General features: G+C 51.1%; 11 protein-coding genes, 1 tRNA gene and 1 pseudogene. 2 read left to right on the top strand and 11 right to left on the bottom strand.

Features of this window, described 5'->3' with window-relative positions; genetic code table 11:
* Window positions 1–155: 155 nt before the first annotated feature.
* From Q9292_RS06355 to Q9292_RS06345, 3 genes and pseudogenes are all read right to left on the bottom strand, one after another.
* Window positions 156–1154, bottom strand: coding sequence for a hypothetical protein (locus Q9292_RS06355; RefSeq protein ID WP_313986090.1), 999 nt, complete (start codon window positions 1152–1154; stop codon window positions 156–158).
* A 355-nt stretch (window positions 1155–1509) separates the two neighbouring features.
* Window positions 1510–1853, bottom strand: a pseudogene (locus tag Q9292_RS06350) (Arm DNA-binding domain-containing protein); the annotation flags it as partial.
* 231 nt (window positions 1854–2084) lie between these two features.
* A tRNA-Leu gene (locus Q9292_RS06345) sits at window positions 2085–2169 on the bottom strand.
* 54 nt (window positions 2170–2223) lie between these two features.
* Between Q9292_RS06345 and queA the strand changes: the two genes are divergently transcribed.
* Window positions 2224–3249, top strand: a complete 1026-nt coding sequence (gene queA / locus Q9292_RS06340) for a tRNA preQ1(34) S-adenosylmethionine ribosyltransferase-isomerase QueA (RefSeq protein ID WP_313986087.1) — start codon at window positions 2224–2226, stop codon at window positions 3247–3249.
* A gap of 71 nt (window positions 3250–3320) precedes the next feature.
* A complete protein-coding gene (locus Q9292_RS06335) occupies window positions 3321–4193 on the top strand; it encodes a hypothetical protein (RefSeq protein ID WP_313986084.1) in 873 nt (290 codons plus the stop codon).
* A gap of 75 nt (window positions 4194–4268) precedes the next feature.
* On the opposite strand, the gene Q9292_RS06330 is transcribed toward Q9292_RS06335, so the two are convergent.
* From Q9292_RS06330 to rimI, 8 genes are all read right to left on the bottom strand, one after another.
* Window positions 4269–4913 (bottom strand): lytic transglycosylase domain-containing protein, encoded by a 645-nt coding sequence (locus Q9292_RS06330; RefSeq protein ID WP_194749330.1) that lies wholly within the window; start codon window positions 4911–4913, stop codon window positions 4269–4271.
* Window positions 4914–4978: 65 nt separating this feature from the next.
* Window positions 4979–6688 carry a proline--tRNA ligase gene (locus tag Q9292_RS06325; protein ID WP_313986080.1) on the bottom strand — a complete coding sequence of 570 codons (1710 nt, stop codon included), beginning with the start codon at window positions 6686–6688 and terminating at the stop codon, window positions 4979–4981.
* Window positions 6689–6755: 67 nt separating this feature from the next.
* Window positions 6756–7355, bottom strand: a complete 600-nt coding sequence (locus Q9292_RS06320; RefSeq protein ID WP_313986078.1) for a hypothetical protein — start codon at window positions 7353–7355, stop codon at window positions 6756–6758.
* 46 nt (window positions 7356–7401) lie between these two features.
* Window positions 7402–7911, bottom strand: coding sequence for a TPM domain-containing protein (locus Q9292_RS06315; protein WP_313986075.1), 510 nt, complete (start codon window positions 7909–7911; stop codon window positions 7402–7404).
* A 9-nt stretch (window positions 7912–7920) separates the two neighbouring features.
* On the bottom strand, window positions 7921–8742 hold the full coding sequence (locus tag Q9292_RS06310; protein WP_313986072.1) for a YgcG family protein: 822 nt from the start codon (window positions 8740–8742) through the stop codon (window positions 7921–7923).
* Window positions 8743–8796: 54 nt separating this feature from the next.
* A complete protein-coding gene (locus tag Q9292_RS06305; protein ID WP_194749326.1) occupies window positions 8797–9393 on the bottom strand; it encodes a LemA family protein in 597 nt (198 codons plus the stop codon).
* A 121-nt stretch (window positions 9394–9514) separates the two neighbouring features.
* Entirely contained in the window at window positions 9515–10276 is a 762-nt protein-coding gene (locus Q9292_RS06300; protein WP_313986068.1) for a DNA polymerase III subunit psi, read from the bottom strand.
* A gap of 10 nt (window positions 10277–10286) precedes the next feature.
* Window positions 10287–10748: a ribosomal protein S18-alanine N-acetyltransferase gene (gene rimI / locus Q9292_RS06295; RefSeq protein WP_275356663.1), complete on the bottom strand. Its 462-nt coding sequence runs from the start codon at window positions 10746–10748 to the stop codon at window positions 10287–10289.

Genomic DNA, 10748 nt, shown 5'->3' with positions numbered 1-10748 from the left:
TCGCTCCCGCAGAGTTTGAACGGCGGTATTTCGAGAGGCTCGAAAATATCTAGGCTAGCCGGGGCGATTCAAGTGGTTATCCATCAGGAAATCAACATATGCCTTCAGGTACTAAGCGTACAAACAATCCACCTAAGAGTCAGGCTAAGAAATAATTAATGACCTTCGGAGGGAAGCATTTCTCTCCGATTGATTCTTTCTTTGTGATATTCGATCCAAAATGGATATCTTTCATCCAGCCAATTCTGAATGGATTGATGTCCAAATGGATAATCAGGTAATGGCCTGATCTCCAACCTTTGATCCGGCGTTGGGTTCAATCCTTCAATAACAACTTTAATATCCTGAAAGGCATGTCCAATATAGCTTAGCAATCGCGTTGCGTAATATCGTTGTCGCATCAATTCAAATTGGTTCGCTTCGAAATTAGCCTTCATAAATGAGATGTAATTTGATTCATTGGGCAATTGGGAACCTGCGCTCCACCTGTCAAATGAACTATCGCTTAAATGAAATGATTTTTTACTACAAATTTCTTTTAAAGCGTCTTTGGAGTTTGCTCCCAGCTTTGTCTTTAGGAATTCAAACAAGAGCTTTGTCGGGTTTTTGGTTCCGTTCCTAGAATCAGTAAGCAACATAGCAAACGCAGAGGTTTCATGCGGATATTTGTAAGTCAGCTGAACATCTAGTGCAGCAAGGATTGCCAACAATACTTCAAAACTCACAACGGTATTTATTAATCTTACAGAGTCTTTGTTGAAATCGGCTTGAAGCATAGCCTCAACCTCAGGCCAAAGGATGCTTTTACAAATTGGCTTAGCCAATAAATCTTTTATTGCATCAACTTTTTTTTCGCCCGCATATGCCACAAAAGGCTTATGCGTCTGACGTTCTATTTCAACGATGAAATTAGAAACATAGCTAAATTCATTATTAGATGGTTTGAACGCTTCCCTGAACAATTCGAATGGTCCAGGAAAAGTGTACATGTCTTGTTCAAAAGTACCGTTTACTAATGACTGACGGATTTTTTTGAGATGATCAGTTGCTGCCCATGGACTTTGAATGACTTTTTCAACAATTTTGAGTAACTGCTTTTCTGAGCTAGCGGATTCCATACTTTTAAATAAAGACTCTTCATTATCATCGGTCATTATTTTCCGAAGTGATGTGGACGATAACTTTAAAAAAAAGTCTGGATCAAGTAGGAAGAATGCTAGATATCTAGGCTTTTTCTTGCGTCCAGGAAACGGATCGTAAAACCTCAAATCATTTATGCCCATACTTTACAATCTAAACCATTAACATGCAGGGCCATATTAATTAATAGAATTCCGTGTGTCACAACTTCCACATGAGGCACTATTTGACCACTTAACGATGTAGTCGGGCCAACCGTATATTTGGCTTGTCATCGGGAAAGACCGAACCCAGCTAATAAACTCATCAACGAAGGGATCATTAGAGGTGCTTCTGTGCCCTTTTCAACAGTCTTGTTGCAAAAGTAGATCAAATCAAAAGGAGCGGCTCTGATCTAGCAGCAATTCTAGTGATTTTTGACAACGGTTGCGATACCTTGCGGAGCAGCGCTATTGGCAGTGATGGACAAATAAAAATGGCGGATATTGTTAAGGCTTCTAGCTTTACCTGTGCCTTTGCATCCTTGCGCGCCTCGCTGGGATCTTTACCCTCAGCCACCAGCGTACGTGCTTCATCACGTTTTGCCCTTGCTGAAGCAAGTGATATTTCAGGATAGGGCCTACTAATAGAGTTTTCTCTTTATCGTTGAAACGATACTTCAAACGCCACCACTTGCCCCCATTTGGATTAACAATAAGGTACAAACCCTTCTCGTCATATAACTTATTGCTTTATCGGTTGGCTTTGCATTGCGTAATGCGGTGTCTGTAAGTGCCATTTTGGGGTAACTTCCGTAGGGGTAAGTTTTGTTACCCCATAAGTTACCCCTGTAAATTGGGGTATGTCAAGCGACGGTATGATATGAAAAAAGGCCTAGATTTTTATCTAAGCCTTTGAATATGATACTGTTTTGGGTCTTTTTGATACTACTTGATAGTAGTACTTGGTGCCGGGAGCCGGAATCGAACCGGCACGCCTTGCGGCGCTGGATTTTGAGTCCAGTGCGTCTACCAGTTCCGCCATCCCGGCATGGGATATAATGTAGGACATCAAAGACCGCTATTATAACCATAATTTTGACTTATGAGAACTCTAGATTTCGATTTTTATCTTCCGCCCCACCTGATTGCCCAATATCCGTTACCCAATCGTTCAGAAAGCCGCTTGCTGGAGGTCAATGCGCAAGACGGTTCCATCAAGGATAATTTGTTCCGGCAGATTGGCGAGCAGTTTGCCGCAGGCGATGTGCTGGTCCTGAACGATACCAAAGTCATCAAGGCCAGATTGTTTGGCCAGAAAGCCACTGGCGGGCAAATTGAGGTGATGATAGATCGCGTGCTGTCACCGCAAGAGGCTTATGCACAAATCAAATCATCCCGCTCCCCAAAGGCAGGGAGTATGCTGCACCTGGCTGGCGAGATGCAGGCTGAGGTGCTCGGCAGGGTGCAGGATATGTTCCATATTCGCTTACTTGGCGAACAGTCGTGGTATGACTTTTTGGAACAGTATGGCCAATTACCTTTGCCGCCGTATATTGAGCACGCGGCAGATGCGACCGACGATAGCCGCTACCAGACGGTGTTTGCCAAGCATGCGGGCGCAGTGGCCGCGCCAACAGCGGGGTTGCATTTTGACGAGATGCTGTTGCAATCGCTAATGGATAAAGGCGTCCATGTGCGTTATGTGACGCTACATGTGGGCGCGGGGACGTTTCAGCCAGTGAAGGTAGACAATATCGCCGAGCACCATATGCATAGCGAGGTTTACCATTTGCCGGAAGAGACCATCTCTACCATCCTCGCAGCACGTGCTGAAGGAAAACGGGTCACAGCCGTGGGCACCACTTCATTGCGCACGCTGGAAAGCGCAGCACATGCAGGCAAGTTGTTTGCGCACCATGGCGACACGGATATTTTTATTACGCCAGGATTTGAGTTTAAACTGGTAGACCGTTTGATCACCAACTTTCACCTGCCCAAGAGCACGTTGATGATGCTGGTCTCGGCATTTGGCGGTTACGATTTGATGCGTGAGGCCTATGCGCACGCCATTGCCCAGTCTTACCGCTTTTTTAGTTATGGCGATGCCATGCTGATCACGCGCAAGTAGTCCGCCCAGTATTAAACTTGCAGACTAAAATAACGTCTATTAAACACTGATAAAAACTAGGATACGGAGATATGCAATTCATCCCAAAAACTTTGAGCGGCCTGGCACTGCTATGCCTGACGCTCACCACCCAGGCAGAGATTTTGCCTGAGGCAGAAATCGGCATCAAAATCCCGCTGGCCAAGAAACCAACCACACGCCCTATGGGCGTGGCCTACTTGCCCGCCAACCAGCATTACTACATTGCCGATGGCGGCCTGGCGCCCATGGGCAGCGAGTTTGAAGCACCCATTTCCAAGTCTGAAGTGCATACGTTTACCGGCGACGGCAAGTATGTGCAGTCAGCCAAACCGGGGTTTGATAACCGCTCGCTCTATTTCAACCCCGATAGCGGCAAGCTGGAGATCATCACTTACAACATTTCTAGCGCGGTCGGCTTTTTGCCTAACACCGGGATTTTCAGCCTGGAAGTGGCCGAGACTGGCGAGCTGCTGGGCACTTCTGGCGAAATTTCACAATTCAACCCCGCCTTTGGCGATGCGGCTACCATGCCAAGTTATGACCCAGTGAGCAAACACTATTTCGCCAAGCAAGAGCACGGCAATCTGGTGTTTGTTGTGGACACCAAGCAGCGCGAAAAACTGCAGGAGATCAAGCTGGACTTTGCCAAAGCCAAAGTAGCCCACGATGATGTCAGCGACCATTTTGTCGCCTTCACCGGCGTGGCGGGTAATGAGCTGGCCTTGCTAGACGTAGACCATAAAGCCGTATTGATTTTTGATTTAAACGGGCAATATGTGGGCAAAAGCGCCTTACCCGCAACCATGAAACTGCGCTCACAAAATCACTTTAATGGGCTGGGATACACCAACGGCATGCTATTCGTTTATCACGAATCGGAAGGCGAGTTTGGCACCTATTACGGATTCAAGGTGGTCAAGTAACCCATAAAAAAACCGCGCTGATTCAAGCGCGGTTTTTTGATTGCTGGCAGGCACACGTCACCTGTAAATCATTTTTTACTGGCTACTGGTCATATTCACTTTGATCACTTGCGCAGATGGCGTGTAATGCCAATGATTGCGCCAAGCCCCCACCACTAGATTCGGATAGTCCGGCTTGCCCAGACTGCCGTTATATCTACCCAAGGCCCGGTAATAATCGCCGCGCTCAATATCGAGATAATGGCGCAATATCGTGCAGCCATAACGCAGATTCAGGCGCATATCAAACAGATTGTGTTCAGGCGTACCAATAGACTGCACCCAGAAAGGCATCACCTGCATATAGCCTCTCGCGCCCACGCTAGAGACTGCATACTTTTTAAACCCGCTTTCAACATGAATCAGACCTAGCACCAACTGCGGATCCAGCCCGGCGCGCGTGGCTTCATAATGCACGGACTTGAGGAAGTCTTCACGATAGTGCGCGTCTGGCATGCGCTTGGCCAAGCGGGCTGACATTTCTTGCAACCAGACTTGTGCTGCTTGCTCGGAATCAAAAATCAGACGCGGCGCGGCCAGGTCACTGACGGATTTTTGCATCACAGCTTTGACGCTGTTGGCCAGCGGCTCTTCTTTTTGATTGCCCGCCATGGAAGGCGCCGCCCACAGACAAAGGCCGGTGACCAACAAGGCAAACACATAAAAAAACACTTTTTTCATGTTGCCTATTGTAATCACAAGCGGCATGCCGAGGACGGGCAAAAAGAGGGATTAAATCCCGCTAATTACTCAGCAAGCTTGCGCTGCAAAAAGGCCAAACAATCAGCCACTTGCAGGTTTTGTGCTTCAGCATCGGTGCGGCCTTTGTATTCCACCTTGCCTTCAGCCAGGCCACGGTCACCAATTACCACGCGGTGCGGAATACCCATAAGGTCACTTTCTGCAAACATGACCCCCGGACGCTCGCCACGGTCATCGAGCAAGACATCTACACCCGCCTGTTGCAGTTGCGCATAGAGCTCAAACGCGGCCTGTTTGACGGCCTCACTCTTATCGAGGCCGATCGGGCAAATCACCACCGCAAACGGTGCCATGCTCAAGGGGAAAATAATGCCCTTGTCATCATTGCCCTGCTCAATCGCTGCCCCCACAATCCGTGACACGCCAATGCCATAACAGCCCATTTCCATCACTTGTGATTGGCCGTTTTCGTCCAGGTAAGTCGCCTGCATGGCTTCTGAATACTTGGTGCGCAATTGGAAAATATGGCCGACTTCAATGCCGCGGCACAAACTCAGGGTGCCTTTGCCATCCGGGCTCGCATCGCCTTCTACCACGTTGCGGATATCGGCCACGATGGCTGGCTCAGGCAAATCGCGGCCAAAATTCACCCCTGCCAGGTGAAACTTAGGTTTATTGGCGCCACAGACAAAGTCACTCATCAGGGCCACGGTTCTATCGGCCACCACGCGTACATTGGCATTCACGCCAACCGGGCCAATAAAGCCAGGTGGGCAGTTCAGGTTGGCGCGGATTTCTTCTTCTGTTGCCAGTCGGAACTCTTTCACGCCCTCTACCTTGCCGAATTTCACTTCATTGAGTTGATGATCACCGCGCAACAAGGCCAGCGTAAACACACCATCCACTACCAAGGCCACCGACTTCACGGTTTTGCTCACAGGCACTTCCAGCAACTTGGCCACATCTTCACACGTGGTCTGCTTGGGTGTATCTACTTCACGCATGGCTTCTGTGGCTGCAGCACGGCTGCCAGTCGCCACGGCTTCGGCCAGTTCTACGTTAGCCGCGTAATCAGATTGCTCGCAATAGGCCAGTGCATCTTCACCACTGTCTGCCAGTACGTGAAACTCTTGCGAGCCATCGCCACCAATGGCGCCAGAGTCAGCTTTCACGGCGCGGAATTTGAGACCCAGGCGCGTAAACACATTGCTGTATGCGGTGTGCATGGTGTTGTAGGTATTCACCAGGCAATCGACGCTGGTATGGAAAGAGTAGGCATCTTTCATCAAAAATTCGCGGGCACGCATCACGCCAAAACGCGGGCGAATCTCATCACGAAACTTGGTCTGAATCTGGTAAAAATTTAGCGGCAACTGTTTGTAGCTGCTGATTTCCTTACGCGCGATGTCAGTAATCACTTCTTCATGCGTGGGGCCAAAGCAGAAGTCACGCTCGTGCCTGTCCTGAATCTTGAGCATTTGTGGGCCAAACACCGCCCAGCGGCCGGTTTCCTCCCACAACTCTTTAGGCTGCACGGCGGGCATCAACAGCTCCAGTGCCCCCGCCTTGTTCATCTCGTCGCGCACAATGTTTTCTACCTTGCGCAGCACGCGCAAGCCCAGCGGCATCCAGCTATACAACCCGCTGCCCAGCCTTTTGATCAAGCCGGCACGCACCATCAGTTTGTGGCTGATGAGTTCAGCGTCTGAAGGGGCTTCTTTTTGGGTAGCAATGAAAAATTGTGAGGCGCGCATAAGAATAACTTTAATTAAAATCCGAAAGCGCGATTTTAGCCTTATTCGCTGGCGGCGTCATCCGCGCCTACTCGGCTGTCGCCTCTTTTTGCTGTGGCCGTTGCAAGATCGGACTATCAGTAGGAATGTATCCGTCTTTCCAGGTCGTCATCGGGATGATGGTGGCCGGATAGCCGTTATCGTAGAACCAGCTATCAACCGCATATTCAGCTTGATTGGCCTGCTCACGAATGACGGCGGCCGTATGTGGCCAGCCGGTTAGAAAAAACTTGCGGGTGCGGGTATCCAGAATGTCATGGTAACGGATCAGGCCAGCTTGCTGCATCAGTCGCAGATAGGTCGTACTGTTGATCGCTTCGTCGTTGCAGTCTTGCTGATGCAGGTATTCACTGTTGTTAAACGTCCCGGCGCGGTCTGCTGCAGTACCAATTTTGGTACCGACCATGTCCTCCAGCAGGCCGATGGCTTTTGCAATGGCCTCGCGCTCGGCCTCTGCAGTCGCTGGCAGCGGCGTAAATAGCTGCTCGACATTGTCCCATTCGGCAGGGCTCAGGCTCAGCACGTCTGACTGGACACAGCCCCCGCCCTGGCATATCTCAAAAGCTTGCAGGGTGGGGGGACTGTGATAAATACGATAGATGTCTTTGAGATCGGCCTGTGCTGGCATCGCGCCCGATAAGCAGGCCAATACAAAACCGGAGAACAGGTGTGCGCTAGAGAATAAGGACGCGGTTAGACAACTCGTTACGCGGCACAGCTTCGGGCGGAAAATGCGCTGCCAAATGTTGGCCAATGGCCTGAATACCGTAAACCACACCTGCTTCAAACTGCCCACTTCTGAACATCCCTTCCATCTGCTGGCAAATCTGCTGCCAGCCTGCTTGCCCCACCTGCCGATGAATACCGCGGTCGGCGATAATTTCTACATCCTGATCGGCCAGGCACAGGTAAATCAGTACGCCATTGTTATGCTCGGTATCCCAGATATTCAAATGACCAAACAAGTGAATGGCGCGTTGCCTTGGGATGAGCCCTCGCAGGATAGCATAGGCAGGCAAGCCAGATTCAATCACCACGCGTATTTCACCGGCATGATGGTGTTCATTTTGTGAGATAGCATTTTCAATATTGGCCAGCGCCTGTGCAGAAAACAGCGCCTTGACCTGGCGAGGATGGCTCCAGGCATGCTTAAACCAGCGTTTGAGAGGATGAATGGGTTTCATGTGTTTAGTTTACCAATCGCCGGAAGCCCCGCCGCCGCCAAAATCACCGCCACCGCCACTGAAAATATCTGGCCCACGGCTGCCGCCTGAGTAGCCGCCAAAGCCGCCCGCAGAATACGGCATACCACTGCCACCGCGCCCGCCCATGGCCAGTGTAAAGACAAATGCCGCCAGGCCGACCAAGCCCATGACCAGCAAGGTGGCCCCCAGGAATCCTGCCAGCACACCCAAGGCACCGCCGGTCACCAGGCTGCCCGGAAAATCCCCTAACATGCTCTTGAAAATTGCCCCGGCGATAATGGCGGCAAACATCAATATCGGCAGCATGGTCATCCAGCCATCCGCATTTGAGTGATGCGAGGATGATTTATCCGCTGCGGGCAGATGCTCGCCTTGTATCAGCTTGATCAAGGTATCCGTGGCCAGATTCAGGCCGTTGTAAAACTGGCCCTGCTTGAAGGCCGGTGCCATTTGCTCGGCAATAATGCGCTTGGCAATCGCGTCAGGAATCGCCCCTTCCAGCCCATAGCCGACTTCAATGCGCATTTTTTTGTCGTTTTTGGCGACGATCACAATCACGCCATCATCCTGCTTATCGCGGCCAATTTTCCAGGCTTCGGCCAGGCGAATGCCAAATTGCGCGATGTCTTCTGGCTGCGTGCTGGGCAAGATCAGTACCGCGACCTGCGAGCCAGCTTGCTGTGCAAACTGGCTCAGCTTCTGGTTCAGGGCCGCTTGCTCTTCAGGACGCAAGGTCTGCGTCAAATCGGTAACCGCAGCCTGTAAAGCAGGGATAGCAACCAGATCTTCTGCATGGCTGACCAGCGCCATGCAGAACAGGCACCAGGTAAGAAATAATACTCTTAAGCGCAAAGCCACCCGCCGTTACTTGCTGTCACCAAAATCGACTTTAGGCGCGCTAGAAATGGCTTTTTCGTTTTCTACCGTAAACGTGGGCTTGGGCTGATAACCAAACATCATGGCGGTCAGGTTGTTCGGAAAGCTGCGTACGGCGACATTGTATTGCTTCACGGATTCGATGTAACGGTTACGCGCCACGGTGACACGGTTCTCTGTGCCTTCCAACTGCGCCTGTAAGTCCCTGAAACTGGCATCTGCCTTCAGATTAGGGTAGTTTTCTGACACCACCATCAAGCGTGACAAGGCACTGGTCAATTGACCTTGCGCCGCCTGAAACTTGGCAAACGCCTCAGGATCATTCAGCAGCTCTGGCGTCACTTGCATGCTGCCGACTTTGGCGCGCGCCTCGGTCACCTCAGTCAGTACTTTTTCTTCGTGGCTGGCATAGCCTTTGACTGTCGAAACCAGATTAGGCACCAGATCGGCCCGGCGCTGGTACTGGTTGAGCACTTCAGACCAATTGGCTTTGGTTTCTTCATCCAGGCTTTGGAACTGGTTATAGCCACAACCAGACAGGCTAAGTGTCGCAGTCAGCAACAACAGAGTGAATAAACGGCGCATATTTGAGACTCCAGTCTTCAATCACTTAAAAATATTTGGTGGTGACGGGCTTGCCACGATTGGTTAGCCACATTCAAACACTCCACAACACTGCAATAGATGCGGCCAAAGAAGTGTTTATTCAAGCCATCAGTTCGCTTTTCTTTGCCAGTAACAGGCACAAGTCCTGCCATACCTCACGCTTGAGCGCAGGTGTTTGCAACATCGCAGCCAAGTCATGCGTCACCACACACCACAAGTCACCCACTGCATGCAACTGACCACGCACGGCTGCGACCTCGGTATGTTGGGCATTTAAAAACTGATTGGCGGCCGCCAGGCCAAATAGCACACAAAAGCGGCTGCTGACCTGTGCGCGTTGCAACGGTTCATGAGTCACGGTCACCTCATCAGCAGGTAACTGCATGGCTTGCATGATGTTTTGCAGCAATTGCTGGCTGGGGGCGTCAACGGGGCGGGTCGAATAGATCAGCCAGGGAGACTGAATCAGCGTTGCAACGCTCTCGGCTGGCGTCTCAGCGGCGATATCCTCTACAGGGTTATCCACCTCAAGCGCCAGTACTGGCGCGTCAAGCGACACGCTGTGCACGGGGGCCTCTTCAGCAACGTTGGGCTGCCAGTTGGGCAGGGAAACATTTTCTGGCTCACCAGCAGCAGCCACTGGCATCAAGGTTGGCGACTCAATGACAGGTAACTCGGGAGCGGTCTCTGTCACATCTGGAGGGACCGCTTTTTCTGCGACATGGGTCACCTGTTCTCCCGCAGACACAGGCGCTGTTTGCGGCATGGCAGCAGCCATCTCCAGCACTGGCGGCATGCGCACATGCCATGCCGGCAACAACTCCAGTTCACGCAGCATATCGTCACGGGTCAAGCTCATCATGCCCTCCTGCTCATAAGGCCAAGCCCATCAGCACCGCATCCTCGCGGCCGCTCTTGGTCGGATAATAATTGCGGCGTATGCCCATTTCACAAAACCCCACCGCCTCATACAAGGCAATCGCGGACGTATTGCTGACCCGCACCTCAAGAAACATATTGGCCGCCTGATAGCGACGAGAGATGGCAATCATCTGCGCCAGCAACGCACGCCCCAAACCCTGCCCCTGAAACGGTTTTGCAACACTGATGTTGAGCAAGTGGGCTTCATCCAGCACCATCATCACCAGCGCATAGCCGACCAACTCGCCCGCCAACTCCATGACCCAGGCGCTATGGCCTGCATTGAGGGAGTCCCTAAAATTCCCCAGGGTCCACGGATGACTGTAAATGGTGGGTTCGATACGCATCACGGCAGACAGATCCTGGTCTGTCATCGGCCTGAAGCTGGGTTGAGAGTGTGGTAACGCGCTCAT

The sequence above is a fragment of the Methylophilus sp. VKM B-3414 genome (assembly GCF_032248435.1).
Taxonomy (GTDB): domain Bacteria; phylum Pseudomonadota; class Gammaproteobacteria; order Burkholderiales; family Methylophilaceae; genus Methylophilus; species Methylophilus glucosoxydans.
Note: the sequence above shows the minus strand (reverse complement) of the source record. Positions and strands in the feature narration are given on the sequence as shown.